15 protein-coding genes are annotated in these 18,016 nt (G+C 63.8%); 6 read left to right on the forward strand and 9 right to left on the reverse strand.

All coding sequences use genetic code 11. The features are described 5' to 3' along the window. Positions 1–300 precede the first annotated feature (300 nt). From J2X01_RS20035 to J2X01_RS20045, 3 genes are all read left to right on the forward strand, one after another. A complete protein-coding gene (locus J2X01_RS20035) occupies positions 301–1,797 on the forward strand; it encodes an APC family permease (protein ID WP_310061659.1) in 1,497 nt (498 codons plus the stop codon). A 127-nt stretch (positions 1,798–1,924) separates the two neighbouring features. Beyond that, a complete protein-coding gene (locus tag J2X01_RS20040) occupies positions 1,925–2,584 on the forward strand; it encodes a DUF5134 domain-containing protein (protein WP_310061662.1) in 660 nt (219 codons plus the stop codon). A gap of 51 nt (positions 2,585–2,635) precedes the next feature. After that, entirely contained in the window at positions 2,636–3,817 is a 1,182-nt protein-coding gene (locus J2X01_RS20045) for a cation:proton antiporter (protein WP_310061665.1), read from the forward strand. A gap of 333 nt (positions 3,818–4,150) precedes the next feature. Here the strand turns inward: J2X01_RS20045 and J2X01_RS20050 are convergent, their stop codons facing one another. Beyond that, positions 4,151–4,513 (reverse strand): cupin domain-containing protein, encoded by a 363-nt coding sequence (locus tag J2X01_RS20050; RefSeq protein WP_310061668.1) that lies wholly within the window; start codon positions 4,511–4,513, stop codon positions 4,151–4,153. Between the two features lie 247 nt (positions 4,514–4,760). Between J2X01_RS20050 and J2X01_RS20055 the strand changes: the two genes are divergently transcribed. Further along, positions 4,761–6,254 carry a glyceraldehyde-3-phosphate dehydrogenase gene (locus J2X01_RS20055; RefSeq protein WP_310061672.1) on the forward strand — a complete coding sequence of 498 codons (1,494 nt, stop codon included), beginning with the start codon at positions 4,761–4,763 and terminating at the stop codon, positions 6,252–6,254. 391 nt (positions 6,255–6,645) lie between these two features. Then, a complete protein-coding gene (locus tag J2X01_RS20060; protein WP_310061676.1) occupies positions 6,646–7,671 on the forward strand; it encodes an ATP-dependent 6-phosphofructokinase in 1,026 nt (341 codons plus the stop codon). A 10-nt stretch (positions 7,672–7,681) separates the two neighbouring features. Here J2X01_RS20060 and J2X01_RS20065 read toward each other — a convergent pair whose 3' ends face one another. From J2X01_RS20065 to tkt, 7 genes are all read right to left on the reverse strand, one after another. Beyond that, a complete protein-coding gene (locus J2X01_RS20065) occupies positions 7,682–7,978 on the reverse strand; it encodes a hypothetical protein (RefSeq protein WP_310061678.1) in 297 nt (98 codons plus the stop codon). Continuing rightward, on the reverse strand, positions 7,975–8,292 hold the full coding sequence (locus J2X01_RS20070; RefSeq protein WP_310061680.1) for a hypothetical protein: 318 nt from the start codon (positions 8,290–8,292) through the stop codon (positions 7,975–7,977). The genes J2X01_RS20065 and J2X01_RS20070 overlap by 4 nt, the downstream gene beginning before the upstream one ends. A gap of 37 nt (positions 8,293–8,329) precedes the next feature. After that, a complete protein-coding gene (fbaA, locus tag J2X01_RS20075) occupies positions 8,330–9,349 on the reverse strand; it encodes a class II fructose-bisphosphate aldolase (protein WP_310061682.1) in 1,020 nt (339 codons plus the stop codon). A gap of 93 nt (positions 9,350–9,442) precedes the next feature. Continuing rightward, on the reverse strand, positions 9,443–9,916 hold the full coding sequence (locus J2X01_RS20080) for a ribose-5-phosphate isomerase (protein WP_310061684.1): 474 nt from the start codon (positions 9,914–9,916) through the stop codon (positions 9,443–9,445). 10 nt (positions 9,917–9,926) lie between these two features. Beyond that, on the reverse strand, positions 9,927–10,646 hold the full coding sequence (gene rpe / locus J2X01_RS20085; RefSeq protein WP_310061688.1) for a ribulose-phosphate 3-epimerase: 720 nt from the start codon (positions 10,644–10,646) through the stop codon (positions 9,927–9,929). Positions 10,647–10,680: 34 nt separating this feature from the next. Then, positions 10,681–11,802, reverse strand: coding sequence for a transaldolase (tal, locus tag J2X01_RS20090; RefSeq protein ID WP_310061692.1), 1,122 nt, complete (start codon positions 11,800–11,802; stop codon positions 10,681–10,683). Positions 11,803–11,906: 104 nt separating this feature from the next. After that, a complete protein-coding gene (tkt, locus tag J2X01_RS20095; protein WP_310061695.1) occupies positions 11,907–14,060 on the reverse strand; it encodes a transketolase in 2,154 nt (717 codons plus the stop codon). A 201-nt stretch (positions 14,061–14,261) separates the two neighbouring features. On the opposite strand from tkt, the gene J2X01_RS20100 reads away from it, so the two are divergent. Further along, entirely contained in the window at positions 14,262–15,530 is a 1,269-nt protein-coding gene (locus J2X01_RS20100; RefSeq protein ID WP_310061739.1) for a helix-turn-helix transcriptional regulator, read from the forward strand. 82 nt (positions 15,531–15,612) lie between these two features. On the opposite strand, the gene J2X01_RS20105 is transcribed toward J2X01_RS20100, so the two are convergent. Continuing rightward, positions 15,613–17,967, reverse strand: a complete 2,355-nt coding sequence (locus J2X01_RS20105; protein WP_310061698.1) for an FdhF/YdeP family oxidoreductase — start codon at positions 17,965–17,967, stop codon at positions 15,613–15,615. Positions 17,968–18,016: the final 49 nt, after the last annotated feature.

Raw genomic sequence — 18,016 nt, forward strand, 5'->3', positions numbered from 1 at the left:
CCCCACGGCTTCTTCGACCAAAACCCCACCCTGAACCTCCCCAGCAACGAAAACAGAACCACCACCACCAACACCGAAACCTGCTGCACCACCGACTGACAAGTCCCTAACTGAGTCCGCGGGAGCGCTGTGATTCGTCACGGCACTCCCGCGGACTCCCCTCGCCACAAGGGCGAATCCTCTCGGACCTTCCTACGTGCTTGGACGTTCGCGCATCGGGGTCCGTCCCATACTCGCTGGCCGCCAGAGGCGTCCAGGCAGTAAAGATCACACGACGTTCAGTTCATCAAAGGAGATGTTATGAGTGAAAATCATTTGGATGAAGCCGATCACCTGAAACGGTCGATTAACTGGAAGCAGGGTGCGGCCATCGCGCTGGGTGTTCCCATGCTGATTCTGCCCTCGTTGGGCTACCTGCCGATGTACGTGTCCGCCGCAGCAATCCTCATCTGGGGAATATCTGTCCTTCAAGGCTTCATGCAGAGCACCGCGTATGCCGAAATGGCCACCACCTTCCCCAAGGCCTCCGGCCTGCCAGGTTTCGCGCAGCACGTCTTCCGCACCCAGAACTACAAAGGCAAGTACGACAAGGGCAAGCTGATCGGCGGCTTCACCGCCTGGAGCTACTGGTTTGGCTGGAACCCGATCCTGGCGATCTTCGCCATCACGGCCGGCAGTTACCTGCATGGGCTGTTCCCGGCCCTGAGCGAGACTTTCACGGAATATCAGCTCGCTTTGATCTCGGGCTTGGTGATCTTTACCGGGTTGTTCATTGTTAACTGGTTCGGCCTGAAGGATGGCGCCATCCTGGGTTATATCCTGGCGGCCATATCCCTGATACCGCTGGTCATCCTGGCCGTGGCGCCCTTTGCTACCGGACACGTCGAGATGACCAACATCACCGGCAACTGGTGGCCGTCTGATTGGGCGTGGGACATGCACCATATCCTGATGCTCTTTGGCATCTTTGGGATCGCCCAGTGGAGTGCCTGCGCCTGGGAAACGGCAGCCATCTATGGCCCCGAATACAAAAAACCGTCCAAGGATCTCCCCAAGGCGCTGCTTGCCTGCGGCATCATCTGCTTCGCTTTGTATGTCCTGCTGCAGGCCGCAGTAATCGGCGTGCTGGGTGTCGAAGGTGTGCAGGCCGAGTCTGTCTCACCCCTGATTCCGGTGGCCCAGGCCGTCTTTGGCCAGGCCGGTTCAGTCATCACCATCATCATGCTGATCGCCGCCATGGTCCTCATCATCCAAACCGCTTACCTGGGTTCATCCCGCGCCATGCACTCCATGTCTAGTGAAGGCAATCTTCCTGCGGTTTTCGGCAAAACCAACCGCCACGGGACCCCGTTCATTGCCATGCTGGTCATCGGAGCCTTCAACCTGGTGCTGATCTCCATGGGAAACGCCGCGGCAATTCTTGCCGCCTCCGCAATCGGCTACACCTGCGCCAACGGCATCAGCCTCTTCGCCTACGTCAAAGCTAAAAAGCACCCCGCCTTCGCCAACCTGGAACGCCCCTTCAAAGCACCCAAGGGCTGGACACATGTCGCCATGATCTTTGGCCTGTTCAATGTGCCCCTGTGCCTGATCGGCGTGGTCTACCTCAACAGCCTGGAGATCGGCTGGACCTCAACCTGGGTGGGCTTCCTCGTTTTGGCGTCTTACCTGCCCATCTGGCTGTATTCCCTGCACGAATCGCGACGCGCGGAATCCAAGGCAGCCGCTGCCCGCGCTACAGACAACGCTTCGAATCACGATGCCGATGACCGGGAAAAGGTCCTGGACCTTACATAACGGAACCGGCATGTACGCCTTCAGGAACTGGAGACGTAGCCTCCTCAGAAGGCGGTCCCCGGCGCTGTCGAATATCGCGCCGGGGACCGATCCATCAACCCCACTTCGTAGTAGGAGCGTGATCCGCATGTTCAATAACCCCGCAATTACCTGGGCCCTCACAGCCGTCCTGCTGCTAAGCGGCGGCTATTACCTGCTGCAGGCGGCCCGGTCCCGCCACCTGACGGACCGAGCCAATAAAAGCCTCCATGCCCTCATGAGCGTCCTTATGGCTGCCATGTTGTGGAACCTCGTTCCGTCCACCATGCTGGCCCAGATCGCGGTCCTCGCCGGCGCGGCGCTGTGGTTCGTCATCCAGGCGGTTGCCCGGCCGGAGTTCAACATTCTTTGCGCCGGCAGTCAAAACCGGCTGAAATGCGTCTATCACAGCCTCACTATGGCCGGTGCAGCCCTCATGATCGCCATGATGGGTCAGGCCGCCGCCGGGAGCCGGGAAATCGCACCGGCAGTTGCCATGTCAACTCCGCATGCCCACCACGCAACAGCACCGGCAGCACATAGCACGGTGGTATCAGGGCTGGATCACTCATCCGTCCTGGCGCTCCCGCTGACAGTATTCTTCGGAATTGCGGCGGTGGTTTTCACCGTCCTTCTACTGCGTGGCCGCGCAGCCACAGCCACTGCCGGCTGCCGATCTACTCCAAAACGCTCCGTCCGCGCCGAACACGGGCTCGAAGCTCTGGGCGCTGCTGTTATGGCCCTGATGTTTGCCACCATGTCGGCATAAGACGGAGATTATCTTGCTGCAGCGGCTGAGATCCTGTCCCCGGAAGACGCCATGAACCCACTGGCCCTGAGCCTCATTGAACTTGGGGCAGTTGTGTTCTCCCTCGGCCTGCTGGCCAGACTGGCCGCACGGATCGGAATGTCGCCCATCCCGCTCTATCTCCTTGGTGGCCTCGCCTTTGGCACAGGTGGGATCGTTGAGCTCGAGGGCATGAAGCAATCGGCGCACGTTTTTGGGGAGATCGGCGTCATTCTGTTGTTGCTCATGTTGGGGCTGGAATATTCTGCGGCCGAGCTCTTGACCGGACTGCGACGATCATGGCAGGCCGGTCTCCTTGACCTGCTCCTGAACTTTCTGCCGGGGGGAGCCCTTGCCTTGTTCCTGGGCTGGGGATTCGTGGGCGCCGTGGTGATGGGAGGTGTCACCTACATCTCCTCGTCCGGAATTGCGGCGAAGGTGATCACTGACTTGGGCTGGCTGGGCAACCGGGAAACCCGTGTGGTGATCTCCATCCTCGTTTTCGAAGACCTGACCATGGCGGTGTACCTTCCCGTCCTCACCAGTATCCTTGCCGGCGCCAGTTTCCTCAGCGGACTCACAACGGTAGGCATTGCGTTAGCGGTGGTGAGCGTGGTCCTCACAGTTGCGCTGCGCCACGGACATCAGGTATCCAAGGCTGTCCACAGCGAAAACTCAGAGGTGTTCCTCCTTGGCATCCTGGGCTCAGCCCTGCTGGTGGCCGGTGCGGCATCAGCCATGCAGGTGTCAACGGCTGTCGGGGCTTTTTTGCTCGGCATCGCAATCTCCGGGGCCACATCGCACCGGGCCACGCGTCTCTTGGCACCGCTGCGGGACCTTTTTGCGGGCATTTTCTTTGTGGCATTCGGGCTGAACACTGATCCTGCCTCGATTCCGCCAGTGCTTGGCTGGGCACTTGTCCTGGCTTTGATTACCGCCGCCAGCAAAATGGCGACCGGCATCTGGGCGGCGAAGCGTGTGGGCATTGCCCGCCCTGGACGTCTCCGTGCCGGAGCGGCGCTTATAGCTCGCGGGGAATTCTCGATCGTCATCGCGGGCCTGGCTGTGGCATCCGGTGCCGTCTCCCAGGAACTGGCAGCCATGGCGACTGCCTATGTACTGGTCATGGCCGTGGTGGGCCCGTTGGCCGCGCGCTACGTCGAACCGCTAGTGAAAATCGTATTGCCGGCAGAACGCGTCGCTACGAACACCTAACTCGCTCCGCGTGCCCCGGCCTCAATCCCAAGGTGGGCGTCTTCTGCATCGCCACTATTCCCCAGTTCATCCCGGCGGCGCCTCACCGCTGCTCATGGGTGTTCTGGCGTCCACTGCCTGTTGACCATGGCGGGGTTCACCCTGCTTATTTTTGGCACGGGCTACGCTGCCCGCTGGCTCAAAGGTGCCCGCAGCATCCGGGCCATCGATGGAATGACCGGAACGGTCCTGGTGGGCTGTGGCGTGAAATTGGCACTCGAGCCCGCCCCACTAGCGTGGGGAATCTGTCAGGCCCGGGCAGTGCCCGGGCCTGACAGGACAGCGGCCCCTCGGTCAGGCTGCGAAAATGACAAAGAATTTCCTGATCCGCTCCTGGATCTCCCACGTCCCCTGCCACCCGATGGGGAAGATGGCAGCGGTTCCGGCTTCCAGAGTGATCGGTTCAGCGCCGTCCTCAGTGACCACCATGCGGCCTTCCAGGACGTGAATCGCCTCTCCTCGCTCCAGGAACTCCCACCGGGAGAGGCCTGGATCGGCTTCCCAGACTCCGGAGAGGATACGGGAGTCCTCACTGGTGAAGGGGATGGAAATTCGCGTTGGTATCTCGTCGCCGAGCACCTCGGCCAACGGCGGGCCCAGCGGGGATTCGTCCATGTTCCCCTTAAAAAGTTCGGTGGGCTGGAAAGTTACGCTCATGGTTTTGCCTTTCTGCTTTACTCGCCGGCAATGTCTCCGGCGGGCTGGTGGATGACCAGTTAGAGGCACTGTAGCCCAGCCTGTTCGGGTGGGGAAGCGACCGCGCACCGCCACGGCGCGCCGCTCAGACTACCCAATGGGGTAGTAAAAACCATCCTGAAATGGCGTTTCCCCTATCCGCAAATGACAGGACGATGGAGGCTAGGCCAAGCTCCAACAGATCCGACAGATTGCGAAAGGAAGCCCGATGCTACAACCGTCAGATTCTTATTTTGATGCGTGGATGGGCCGGGAGGCCCTCGCCGAGGCTATGATTCCGGTGATTGGCCGGCTGTACCGCGAAAACAACGTGGTGACCAGCATTCATGGCCGCAGCCTGGTGAGCAAGTCCACCATGAGCATCTTGAAGGCGCACCGCTTCGCCCGGCGGGTCAGCAAAGACGAGCTGCTCCTGGAGGAGACCGCCCCACTCCTGAACACCCTCGCTGGCCTGGAGTTGGGTGCGGCAGCGATCGACATCGCCCGCCTCAACCAGAAGTTCAACGAAGAAGGCGGCGGGGCAACGCTGGAGGAGTTCCTCCGTGCCGAGTTGGCCGACGTGGTTGGCAAGCGCGGCGCTGATGACCGCACCAGCACCGACGTTGTGCTCTACGGTTTCGGCCGCATCGGCCGCCTCCTGGCCCGCCTGCTGATCGAAAAGGCAGGCGGCGGGCACGGCCTGCGCCTGCGCGCCATCGTGGTGCGCCGCGGCTCGGACAAGGACCTCGCCAAGCGCGCCAGCCTGTTGCGCCGCGACTCGGTCCACGGCCCGTTCGAGGGCACCATACGTGTGGATGAGGAAGCCAACACCATCACCGCCAACGGCGTGCAGGTCCAGGTCATCTACTCGGACAACCCCGCCACGCTCGACTACACCGCGTACGGCATCAAGGACGCGCTCGTAGTGGACAATACCGGCCGCTGGCGCGACGCCGAGGGCCTGTCCCAGCACCTGCAGAGCAAGGGCGTGGCCCGTGTCCTCCTGACCGCACCGGGCAAGGGCGCGCTGAAGAACATCGTGCACGGCATCAACCACGGCAGCATCGAGGATACTGACCAGATCGTCTCCGCGGCGTCCTGCACCACCAACGCCATCACCCCGGTCCTGAAGGCCATCAATGACAGGTTCGGCGTCGTCCACGGCCATGTTGAGACCGTCCACTCGTTCACCAATGACCAGAACCTGATCGACAACTTCCACAAGGGCGACCGCCGCGGACGCTCCGCCGCGCTGAACATGGTCATCACCGAGACCGGTGCCGCCACCGCCGTGGCCAAGGCGCTGCCGGAGTTGCTGGGCAAGCTCACGGGCAGTTCCATCCGTGTACCTACCCCGGACGTTTCGCTGGCCATCCTGAACCTGAGCCTGGAAAACGGCACCACCAAGGATGAGGTGAACAGCTTCCTCCGGGACATGTCGCTGCATTCGAACCTGCGCAAGCAGATCGATTACATGGATTCACCTGAAGTTGTCTCCACGGACTTCGTCGGTTCCCGCCATGCCGGCATTGTGGATGGCCTGGCCACCATCTCCAATGGCAAGAACCTCGTCCTCTATGTCTGGTACGACAACGAGTTCGGCTACAGCTGCCAGGTGGTCCGGGTCATGGAGGAAATGGCAGGCGTCAACCGGCCTTCGTTCCCCGCGAGGGATGTGGTTCAGGAGGCCATGTCAGTGCTTGCCGCGTTGAAATCGGCGTAAGTGAACTCCATGCTCTTTATTGATTCCTCTGCGGGTCAGGAGCCGCCTCGCACGCCGCCGCCTCTGGCGGGCCGGACTCCCGTGCCCACTCCGTTCAGGAAACCCGTTCCGCTCTCCCAGGTCCGGCCCGTGGGCGGCCGTGACCGCGAGATGCAACAGCTCATCCACGATCTCGCCGTCCTGGCGGACAAGCATGATCAGCGGACAAGCCGGCCGCAGCCCCCGTCAGGGGTCTCGCCTTGAAGCGGCACGTGCAGCTCAGGCTTGTACGGTCCAGTGCGCCGCGGATCTGCAACCGCTTTGCGCCCTGCCACCTCTCTTCCACAACACTTCCAGGCGCCTCAGTGTGGCGCTCTGCCTGTAAAACCTCTCCCAGAATTTGAGCCGAAACATGAAAATTGGAATCCTCACCAGCGGCGGGGACTGCCCCGGCCTGAACGCGGTCATCCGTGGCGCCGTCCTTAAGGGCATTACCGTGCACGGCCACGAGTTCGTGGGGTTCCTGGATGGCTGGCGCGGCGTGGTTGAGGGCGACATCATCGAAATCCCCCGCACGATGGTCCGCGGCATCGCCAAGCAGGGCGGCACCATCCTCGGAACCTCCCGCACCAATCCCTTCGAAAACGGCGGCGGCCCTGAAGTCATCAAGGCCCACATGGACCGTCTGGGCATCGACGCCATCATCGCCATCGGCGGCGAGGGAACCCTGGCCGCGGCAAAGCGGCTGACCGACGCCGGGCTGAAGATCGTGGGTGTGCCCAAGACTGTGGACAATGACCTCGACGCCACCGACTACACCTTCGGCTTCGACACCGCCGTGCAGATCGCCACGGAGGCAATCGACCGGCTGCGCACGACGGCGGAGTCCCACCACCGCTGCATGATCGCCGAAGTCATGGGCCGGCACGTGGGCTGGATTGCGCTGCACGCGGGCATGGCCGCCGGCGCCCACGCCATCCTGATCCCAGAGCAGACGGTCAGCATCGAGCAGATCGCGCAGTGGGTGAAAGAAGCCCACGCCCGCGGGCGGGCACCACTGGTGGTGGTGGCCGAAGGTTTTGTTCCGGAGCACATGGAATCCCCGCACTCAGAACGGGGTCTTGACAACTTTGGCCGGCCCCGCCTGGGCGGGATCGCGGACCAGTTGGTGCCGGAGCTGGAGGCCAGGACCGGCATCGAGACGCGCGCCACCATCCTGGGCCACATCCAGCGCGGCGGCGTTCCGTCCGCTTTTGACCGCGTCCTGGCCACACGTTTGGGCATGGCCGCGATCGATTCAGTGGTGGAGGGCCGCTGGGGCACCATGGTGGCACTCAAGGGAACGGACATCAAACACGTGGACTTCCAGGAGGCCCTGGGCCAGCTGAAGACAGTCCCACAGGACCGCTACGAGGAAGCAGCGGTCCTGTTCGGCTGACCTTCTCGGTTCAGACGCCCACTTCTTGTTTCCGCGCTGCCGCGTCGAGACCTTCCAGTACCCGGGCGTTGTTTGCCGCGTCCGTGAGGTCGTAGCGGAGCGGCGTGCCGTTTAGGACGCTGTCGGCGAAGTGTTCGCCCATCCGTACGAAGTGGTTTTCGCCCTTGACCTCGTGATAGATGGTGTCCTGTCCGGAGTGATGCTCTTCCAGGACCGAGTCCTCCTCCAGGAGCCCGAAAGGATTGTCAAGGTAGAGCCGGCCTCCGGTGCCCGTGAGTTCCAGGAAGTTGCGGCGCTCGAGGTTCACGCCCGTATCAAAAAGCGAGATCGCGTATCGAAGAGGGCGCCGCCGCCGAGCCCTGAGTACCAGCGGATGTTGTCGCCGCCGCCCGCGTCGAAGGAGTGGGCAACGTGGACAAACGTCAGCTGGCCCAGCACTTCGGCTGCGAGCAGCGCCTCATACGAGCCAAACGACTGTGGGACACCGTATTTGTTGGCGTACTCCCTGGCCTTTTCCCCGCTGCGTGATGCGATCCCTACAACCTCACCGTTTCCTGCAACGCCGGAATCGTCTTGCGCACGACGCGGGCGGTGCCCAGACGCCCCAGCGTAGCTTCGCACTCATTGAACACCCCTGTTGCGGAAGTTGTCGGACATTCTAGAACGTTTTTCCGGCGGAACCGAGCTGCTTGGTTGCCTCCACGATGCGGGCGGACAGGCCGGCCTCGGCGGAGGCGCCCCAGACGCGGGGATCGTAGAGCTTCTTGTTGCCCACCTCGCCATCGACCTTCAGCACACCGTCGTAGTTGCGGAACATGTGGTCCACCACCGGACGGGTGTAGGCGTACTGGGTGTCGGTATCGATGTTCATCTTGATCACACCGTAGGAGACAGCGTCCGCGATCTCCTGGTCCGAGGAGCCCGAGCCGCCGTGGAACACCAGGTCAAACGGGCTGTTCTTGCCCAGCTTCGCGCCCACTTGCGCCTGGATGTCCTTCAGGATCTCCGGACGCAGCTTCACACCGCCCGGCTTGTACACACCATGCACGTTGCCGAAGGTCAGGGCAGTGATGTAGCGGCCGTTCTCGCCGGCGCCAAGGGCCTCGATGGTGGCCAGGGCGTCCTCCACAGTGGTGTACAGCTTATCGTTGATGGCGTTCTCCACGCCGTCCTCTTCGCCGCCCACAATGCCGATTTCAACTTCGAGGATCATCTTCGCGGCGGCGGTGCGCTCCAGCAGTTCACGCGCGGTGCTCAGGTTCTCGTTGAGCGGCTCGTGCGAACCGTCCCACATGTGCGAGTTGAAGATCGGGTTCCGGCCGGCCTTGACCTCTGCCTCAGAGGCGGCCAGCAGCGGCAGGACGAAGCCGTCCAGCTTGTCCTTCGGGCAGTGGTCCGTGTGCAGGGCAATGTTCACGCCATAGTTCTTGGCAACTTCACGGGCAAACGCGGCGAAGCCGAGCGAACCCGCCACCATGTCCTTCGTTGCAGCGCCGGACCAGTAGGCGGCACCGCCGGTGGACACCTGGACGATGCCGTCGGACTCGGCCTCGGCGAAGCCGCGCAGGGCCGCGTTGAGGGTCTGCGAGGAGGTCACGTTAACGGCCGGGAACGCATAGCCGCCGGCCTTCGCACGGTCGATCATCTCGGAATAGATCTCTGGGGTTGCAATGGGCATGCTGACTCCTATGTTGAACTGTTCGCTTAAAAAGAAGGCGGCTGCGTCATAGCCCCGCCGCATGGGACGGGGCTATGACGCAGCCGGAGGTTACTACTCAGCCACCTCGCCGGTGGTTTCGTACGTGGCAATCTTGCCAATGCGGCGTTCATGGCGCTCGGCGTTGCTGAACGGTTCTGCCAGGAATGCCTTGATCAGTTCGGTGGCCTCCTGGACGGTGTGTTGCCGCCCGCCCACGGCCACCACATTGGCGTTGTTGTGCTCCCGGGCAAGCTTCGCTGTGTCCAGGTTCCAGGCCAAAGCGGCGCGGACGCCCTTGACCTTGTTCGCGGCGATCTGCTCGCCGTTGCCTGAGCCGCCCAGAACAATCCCCAGGGCGTCGACTCCTTCGGCCTGATCGGCCACAACGGCAGCCGCTGCGTTAATACAGAACGACGGGTAATCGTCCTCGGCATCATAGGCGGCCGGCCCGTGGTCCACCATCTCGTAGCCGCTGGCAGAGAGGGCAGTAATGAGGTGGGAGCTTAGCTCCATCCCGGCGTGATCGGTTGCGATGTGAACGCGCATGTGTGGTCCTTCAGACTGGTTGGTGTGCGGTATTGGTGAGTTGGAGACCACGGGGGCCGAAGGCGAGCTGCCCGTTAGTGCGCAGTGACTCGATGGCATCCTCTGGCGAGGGCTTGCCGTATACAGCCGATCCGGCCACGAAAACGTTGGCACCGGCTTCCGCTGCACGGGTAATGGTTTCTTCAGTGATGCCGCCGTCCACCTGGATGGCCACGTTAACTCCTGAACCGTCTACCGCCTCGCGGGCGCGGCGGATCTTCGGCAGCATAACGTCCAGGAACGCCTGGCCGCCAAAGCCCGGTTCAACGGTCATGATCAACAGCATGTCGAGTTCGGAGAGCATGTCCAGGTACGGCTCCACCGGGGTGGCCGGGCGAAGTGCCATGCCAGCCTTGGCCCCGCGAGCCCGGAGTTCCCGGGCCAGTTTGATGGGGGCATCCGATGCCTCCACGTGGAAGGTCACCGAACTCAGGCCGGCGTCGGCGTACAGCGGAGCCCAGCGGTCCACGTTGGCGATCATCAGGTGGGCGTCCAACGGGACCGGGCTGACCGTCTGGATACGTTCCACAACAGGCAGGCCGATGGTCAGGTTCGGCACAAAATGGTTGTCCATTACATCCACGTGCACGGCATCGGCGTTGCTGATGCGGGCGAGCTCGGCCTCGAGGTTGGCGAAGTCAGCCGAGAGGATGCTGGGGTTGATGCAGCAGTTCAGGGGTGATGCGGACATGATGTCTGCCTTTCGGTAGCGGTCAGAACTCGGGTCAGGATGCCTTCCGTGCGGTGGCGAGGGCGCCTTCGACGTCGGCCAGCAGTTCCTTCCAGCTGGCCACGAACTTGTCCAGACCTTCGGATTCGAGGAGGGCAACCACCCCGTTGTAGGAGATGCCCAAGGCGTCCAGTGCGTACAGCACGGCCTTGGACTCGGCATAGGTGCCGGTGATGGTGTCACCGGTGACCACGCCGTGGTCGAACGTCGCGTCCAGCGTCTTCTCCGGCATGGTGTTGACGACGTCGGCAGCAACCAGTCCGGTGACGTACAGAGTGTCGGGGTAGGCAGGGTCCTTCACACCGGTGGACGCCCACAGCGGACGCTGCGGGCGTGCACCGGCTTCGGCCAGGACTTCCCACCGGTCGGTCGAGAAGAGCTGCTCATACATCTGGTAGGCCAGTCGTGCGTTGGCCACGCCGGCCTTGCCCTTGAGGCCCTTGGCTTCGTCGGTGCCGAGGGCGTCGAGGCGCTTGTCGATCTCGGAGTCCACGCGGGAGACGAAGAACGAGGCCACCGAGTGGATCGTGGACAGGTCGTGGCCGTTTTCCTTGGCCAGTTCCAGGCCGGCCTGGTAGGCGTTGATGACAGCGCGGTAGCGGTCCAGGGAGAAGATCAGCGTGACGTTGACGCTGATGCCTTCGCCCAGGGTTGCCGTGATGGCCGCGAGGCCTTCGAGCGTTGCGGGGATCTTGATGAGGACGTTGTCCTTGTCCACCTTCTTGTAGAGGTTCTTGGCCTCGGCAATGGTGCCCTCGGTGTCCCAGGCAAGGCGGGGATCAACCTCGATGGACACACGGCCGTCAACGCCGTTGGTGGCGGCGGCGATCGGGGCGAACAGGTCGCAGGCGTCAGCGACGTCGGCGGTGGTGATCTCGAAGATGGTCTCCTCGACGCCGGCGCCCTGCGCGGCAAGTTCCGCGATCTTGGCGTCGTAGTCCGAACCGGAGGTGATGGCGGCCTGGAAGATGGATGGGTTCGTGGTCACTCCCACCACGTTCTTTTCATCGATGAGCTTCTGCAGGCTGCCGCTGGCGAGACGCTCACGCGAGAGGTCATCGAGCCAGATGGACACGCCGGCGTCGGACAGCTGGGCAGTGGGGGTCGCGTTGGTCATAGCTTCTTCCTTCAAAAATTTGTGGACTGGTGACGGTTCGCGGCCGCGCCGCGGGACGTCCCCATGAGGCCGCCCCGCGGCGCTGGCCGCAGTGCTGGTATTGGTCAGTTGCGGGCAGCGGCCAGGGAGTCCTTGGCGGCGGCGGCGACAGCCTCCGCGGTGATGCCGAACTCCTGGAACAGGCGCTTGTAGTCTGCCGAAGCGCCGTAGTGCTCAAGCGAGATGGAACGGCCGGCATCGCCGACGAACTCCCTCCAGCCCAGTGCCAGGCCGGCCTCCACGGAGACGCGGGCCTTGATGGCGGCGGGAAGCACGGACTCGCGGTAGGCCGCGTCCTGCTTGTTGAACCACTCGACGCACGGCATCGAGATGACGCGGGCGGCGATGCCTTCGGCCTGGAGGGCTTCGCGGGCCTGGACGGCCAGCTGGACCTCGGAGCCGGTAGCGATCAGCAGCACATCGGCCGGAACGGTTGCGCCGTCCTTGGCCGCTTCGGCGAGGACGTAGCCGCCCTTGGCCACACCCGCCGGGGAAGCAAAGGTGTCACCCTGCGCTGCGCCCGTACCGCGGGCGTAGGTGGGGATGTTCTGGCGGGTCAGGACGATGCCGGCCGGGTTTTCGTGGTTCTCCAGCATGGTCTTCCACGCAGTGCCCACCTCGTTTGCGTCGCCGGGACGGACAACGTCCAGGCCAACGATCGCACGGAGGGTGGAGAGCTGTTCCACCGGCTGGTGGGTGGGGCCGTCCTCGCCCAGGCCAATGGAGTCGTGGGACCACACGTAGATGGACGGGACACCCATCAGGGCGGAGAGGCGGATGGCCGGGCGCTGGTAGTCGCTGAAGATCAGGAACGTACCGGAGAACGCGCGGGTCCGGCCGTGCAGCGAGATGCCGTTCACGATCGACGCCGCGGCGTGCTCACGGATGCCGAAGTGCAGGACCCTGCCGTACGGGTTGCCCTTCCACGCGTCGGTGGAGCGGGAGACCGGAATGAACGACGCCGATCCCTCGATGGTGGTGTTGTTGGACTCCGCGAGGTCAGCCGAACCGCCCCACAGCTCGGGCATGACCGGGCCCAGAGCGTTCAGGACCTTGCCCGACGCTGCGCGGGTGGAGACATCCTTGCCTGCTTCGAAGACCGGAAGGACTGCATCGAGGCCAGCGGGAAGCTTCTTGGCTTCGATCCGCTTTAGCAGGGCAGCGCCCTCAGGGTTGGCCTGCTGCCACGCCTCGAACGAGGAATCCCATTCGCTGCGGGCAGCAGCGCCGCGGTCAACCACGGAACGGGCGTGGGCCAGGACGTCCTGGTCCACCTCGAAGGACTTCTCCGGGTCGAAGCCCAGCACGGACTTCAGGCCTGCCACTTCGTCAGCACCGAGTGCGGAACCGTGGATTTTACCGGTGTTCTGCTTCTTCGGGGCCGGGTAGCCGATGATGGTGCGCAGCGAGATGATGGACGGCTTGGACGTCTCAGCCTTCGCCGCGAGCAGGGCCGCGTAGAGCTCCTGGACGTCCTCGACGTATTCGCCCGTCTCGGTCCAGTCCACGCGCTGGGTGTGCCAGCCGTAGGCCTCGTAACGCTTGAGGACATCCTCGGTGAAGGAGATGTCGGTGTCGTCTTCGATGGAGATGTGGTTCTCGTCGTACACCACTACGAGGTTGCCCAGTTCCTGGTGGCCGGCCAGCGAGGAAGCCTCGGAGGTCACGCCCTCCTGGATGTCGCCGTCGGAGGCGATGACCCAGATGGTGTGGTCAAACGGCGACGTGCCCTCGGCTGCGTCCGCGTCGAACAGGCCGCGCATCCGGCGCTGCGAATAGGCGAAGCCCACCGAGGAGGCAAGGCCCTGGCCCAGCGGACCGGTAGTGATCTCCACACCGGCGGTGTGCTTGTACTCGGGGTGGCCCGGGGTGAGGGAATCCCAGGTGCGCAGCGCCTTCAGGTCATCCAGTTCCAGGCCGTAGCCGGAGAGGAACAGTTGGATGTAAAGGGTCAGCGAGGAGTGGCCCGGTGACAGGATGAAACGGTCACGTCCCAGCCAGTCCGGGTCGCGGGGGTCGTGGCGCATCAGCTTCTGAAAGAGAAGGTACGCGGCCGGGGCCAGTGACATGGCTGTACCGGGGTGGCCGTTACCAACCTTCTCCACAGCATCCGCGGCCAAAACACGCGCGGTGTCCACCGCACGGTCGTCTGCGGGCGTCCAGTTGAGTGTTGCTGCAGTTGCAGCGCCGGGGAGCGTTACATTTGTTGTCGGGTTCACGGTTTGTCCTTTTGGATCTGGTCGGCCTGGAGCGGCCGGACGGATACTTACTGGTTGATATCAATGATTGCGAACCAAATGGGCAGGGGTAACACTGTTTTCTGACGGTTCTTACTACCCTTTTGGGTTGGAAGGACGTTTCTGCCCGGGTAGGCTGTCCGGATGAGCAACGTCGCCCATCAGTCCCTGAAGGAATTCACCATGCCTCTTCCAGACCTGCCGTGGCCGCTTTTACAGAGCGTGGCAGCATTGGCCGATGCCCCCCTCTCCCAGATAGCAGAACGCCTGCGTGACGCCACGCTGCCCTACATGGGAAGCAGCGCGCTGGTGATCTTCACGGAAGACTGCACCGGCCGGCCGCAGAAGAAGGCCGGCGATGCGGACATCATTTCCCGGGTCTCCATCGCCGAGCTGGACACGCTCCGTGCCACCCTTAAGGATGAGGGACCCTGGTTCGGGGACGCCGAGCTCGCCGGCCAGACCCACCCCGTGCTCGCCCTGAAGCATGCCTCCAGCAACGCCCTCCTGGTCCTCACCGATCCCCCTGCCGATCCGGGACGCGGCGCCGGGCTGGACCTGGTGACGTATCTGTGGCGCCTCACGGCGCGGCGGATCCGGGAGAAGGTGGCTGATGCGCCGCCGTCGTACCTGCTCGAATCGCGGGCGGCATCCGCCGAACGCCTCCGCGTAACGGCGGAACTGACCGATGTGCACTCCACCACCTTGGAGACGCTCCTGGCGGCCCTGCGTTCATCCTCCCTGGATGATGCGGCAGCACGCACCACCGTCACCGACCTCACGGCCAAGGCTTTGATCAGGCTCCGGACCCACAGCGACCGCACAACGGACCTGGTGAAAGAGCCCGTTGCCAAAGCCTTCGAACGCCTGCGGGAAGACCTGCGGCCGCTCACACGCTACAGCGGCATTGAGATCGAATTTATCGAACCGCCGCTCAACGGAAGGGCCCTGCCCGGCGAAGTTGCCCACGCGGCACGGGCCATCGTCCGCGGGCTTGTGCTGGCCATGACGGAACAACCTGATGTCAGCAGGGTACGGACGCAGTGGGACTGCGACGGCGAAAACCTGCTGATCAACGTCCGCGACGACGGCCGGGGCGCACTCAAAGCCGACGCCCCGAGCATTGAGCGCCTGGACCGCCGGGTCCAGGCGCTCACCGGAACACTGCGGATCGACGTTATGCCGGGCTGGGGTGCGGACGTTTTTGTCACCCTCCCCCTGGACCTGCAAGCGTCACGCCCGGCGGGGGATGTCACCGGCTGGGATCTTGCCGCCCGGGAACTCGAGGTGCTCCAGCACCTTGTTGCCGGGCACCGAAACCGGACCATCGCCTCCAAGCTGGGCATCAGCGAGAACACGGTCAAGTTCCACGTGCGGAACCTGTTCAGGAAGCTCGACGTCGGTTCACGCACCGAGGCGATCGCGCTGGCGCACAGCCACGGACTCCGGTGACGGTGCACGAACTCCCCTGACTGGCTGACGCAAGAAGCACGGCCCCGCCTCCCCCCGGAGACGGGGCCGCTGTTTTCCCGGGTCAGCCGGCAGTGGCCGCCGCAAGCGACGCGGACTCTTCGCCTGATTCAGGCTCCGCTGCATGCGGCACAAACCGGACGAACATTGCCTTGAAGCCGGGGGTGTTGGATTCCCTTGCGACGTTCTCTTTGTGGACCAGCGCGTTGGCTTCGGGGAAGTACGCGGCGGCGCAGCCCTTCGCCGTCGGGTAGGCCACCAGCCGGAACTTGTCCGCCTGCCTGTCGTGCCCACGGAAAGTGCTGACCACGTCCACGAGGTCCCGGTCCTTGAAACCGAGTTCCGCCAGATCCTCGGGGTGCACCAGAATCACGCGCCGGCCGCCCGAGATGCCGCGGTACCGGTCGTCCAGGCCGTAGAACGTGGTGTTGTACTGGTCGTGGCTGCGGATGGTCTGGAGGACCAGATGGCCGTCGGGAGGGGTCAGGTATTCCAGCGGGCTGACGGTGAAGCGGCCGCGGCCGATGTCCGTTTTGAAGGAGCGGGTGTCGCGCGGCGGGTTCGGCAGCACAAAGCCGTTTTTGGTCCGCACTCTGGCGTTGAAGTCCTCGAATCCGGGCAGGACGCGGGAAATGTGGTCCCGGACCAAGTCATAGTCCTCGGCCATGCCCTTCCAGTCCACGCAGTGGTCCGGCCCGAAGGTCGCTTCGGCCATCCGCGCCACGATCACCGGCTCGGCGAGCAGGTGCTCGGAGACCGGCTGCAGCCGGCCCTGGGTGGAGTGGACCACGGACATGGAGTCCTCCACGGACAGGAACTGCGCGCCCTTGGGGTGCTTGTCATCCTTGTCGGTCCGGCCCAGCGTGGGCAGGATCAGGGACGTGCGGCCGTGCACCACGTGGGACCGGTTGGGCTTTGTGGAGATGTGCACGGTCAGGCCGATCCGCTGCATGCCGGCTTCCAGGGTTTCGGTGTCCGAGCAGGCGAGGGAGAAGTTGCCGCCCATGGACACAAAAACGTCCACCTCGTCACGCTCGAACGCCTCCATGGCTTCCACGGCATCGTGGCCGTGGTGCCGCGGGGACTGGATTTTGAACTCCGTATCCAGTGCTTGGAGGAGCCATTCCTTGGGCTTTTCCCAGATGCCCATGGTCCTGTCACCCTGGACGTTCGAGTGTCCGCGGACCGGGCAAGCACCTGCGCCGGGCTTTCCGAAGTTCCCCTGCAGGAGCAGGACGTTGACCATTTCCTTGATGGTATCCACCGAGTGCGGCTGCTGCGTTACGCCCAGGGCCCAGCAGAAGATGGTGGCCTTGGACCTGATGAGCATCCCGGCCACGGTTTCGATCTGTTCGCGGGTCAGGCCGGTGGCCTTCTCAGTCTCTGCCCAGTCCAGCTCGCCACGGGCGTCGCGGTAGGCCTCGAACCCGTCGGTCTCCGCGTCTATAAACGAACGGTCGACGACGGTGCCCGGGTTGCGTTCCTCCTCCACCAGGAGCAGGTGGCCCAGTGCCTGGAACAGTGCCAGGTCACCGCCCACCTTGATCTGCAGGTACTCATCGGCCAGCGGCGTGCCGCCGCCCACCACGCCGGAGACGGTCTGCGGATCCTTGAAGTTGAAGAGCCCTGCCTCCGGAAGCGGGTTGACCGCCACTACCTTGCCGCCCTTGTCCTTGCACTCCTTCAGGGCCGAGAGCATCCGGGGATGGTTCGTTCCGGGGTTCTGGCCCACCACGAAGATCAGCTCGGAGTCGTGGATGTCCTCCAGGGACACAGTGCCCTTGCCGATGCCGATGGTCGGGTTCAACGCCGAACCTGAGGACTCGTGGCACATGTTCGAGCAGTCCGGCAGGTTGTTGGTGCCCAGGGCCCGCGCGAACAGCTGGTACATAAACGCGGTCTCGTTCGCGGTGCGGCCGGAGGTGTAGAAGACGCAGCGGTCCGGAGTGGAGGCCCGGATGTGTTCGCCAATGAGGTCGAATGCCTCCGCCCAGGAGATCGGGGAATAGTGGGACTCCCCTTCGCGGATCACCACCGGTTCGCTCAGCCGGCCCTGGTTACCCAGCCAGTACTCCGTCTTCCCGGCGAGTTCGGCGATCGAGTGGCGCGCCCAGAACTCCGCCCCTACCGTCCGGAGGGTGTTTTCCTCGGCCACCGCCTTGGCGCCATTCTCGCAGAACTCGGCCGCCTTCCGCTTCGTGGCCGATTCCGGCCACGCGCAGCCGGGGCAGTCGAAACCGCCCTGCTGGTTCAACCGCAGCAGGGACTGCGCCGTCCGGGTTACCCCGGCCTGCGCCACGGCGCGTTCGAGGGCCACCATCACGGCCTTGACCCCGGCCGCTTCCGTTTTGGGCTTGTGGACTGCGAGGTTGTCCTCGTTGATGTCCGCGACGGGGGCGGGCTGCTTGCCGAACTTCATTGTTCCAACTTCCTTTGCGGCTCACGCCGTTCAAATTCACAACGCCCGT

Source organism: Arthrobacter ginsengisoli (genome assembly GCF_031456935.1).
In the GTDB taxonomy this organism is placed as follows: domain Bacteria; phylum Actinomycetota; class Actinomycetes; order Actinomycetales; family Micrococcaceae; genus Arthrobacter; species Arthrobacter ginsengisoli.

Excerpts from the sequence above, each read along its gene's own strand:
- J2X01_RS20035 (WP_310061659.1), top strand. The coding sequence starts at position 301 with ATGAGTGAAAATCATTTGGATGAAGCCGATCACCTGAAACGGTCGATT.
- J2X01_RS20040 (WP_310061662.1), top strand. The coding sequence starts at position 1,925 with ATGTTCAATAACCCCGCAATTACCTGGGCCCTCACAGCCGTCCTGCTG.
- J2X01_RS20045 (WP_310061665.1), top strand. The coding sequence starts at position 2,636 with ATGAACCCACTGGCCCTGAGCCTCATTGAACTTGGGGCAGTTGTGTTC.
- J2X01_RS20050 (WP_310061668.1), bottom strand. The coding sequence starts at position 4,513 with ATGAGCGTAACTTTCCAGCCCACCGAACTTTTTAAGGGGAACATGGAC.
- J2X01_RS20055 (WP_310061672.1), top strand. The coding sequence starts at position 4,761 with ATGCTACAACCGTCAGATTCTTATTTTGATGCGTGGATGGGCCGGGAG.
- J2X01_RS20060 (WP_310061676.1), top strand. The coding sequence starts at position 6,646 with ATGAAAATTGGAATCCTCACCAGCGGCGGGGACTGCCCCGGCCTGAAC.
- fbaA (WP_310061682.1), bottom strand. The coding sequence starts at position 9,349 with ATGCCCATTGCAACCCCAGAGATCTATTCCGAGATGATCGACCGTGCG.
- J2X01_RS20080 (WP_310061684.1), bottom strand. The coding sequence starts at position 9,916 with ATGCGCGTTCACATCGCAACCGATCACGCCGGGATGGAGCTAAGCTCC.
- rpe (WP_310061688.1), bottom strand. The coding sequence starts at position 10,646 with ATGTCCGCATCACCCCTGAACTGCTGCATCAACCCCAGCATCCTCTCG.
- tal (WP_310061692.1), bottom strand. The coding sequence starts at position 11,802 with ATGACCAACGCGACCCCCACTGCCCAGCTGTCCGACGCCGGCGTGTCC.
- J2X01_RS20100 (WP_310061739.1), top strand. The coding sequence starts at position 14,262 with ATGCCTCTTCCAGACCTGCCGTGGCCGCTTTTACAGAGCGTGGCAGCA.
- J2X01_RS20105 (WP_310061698.1), bottom strand. The coding sequence starts at position 17,967 with ATGAAGTTCGGCAAGCAGCCCGCCCCCGTCGCGGACATCAACGAGGAC.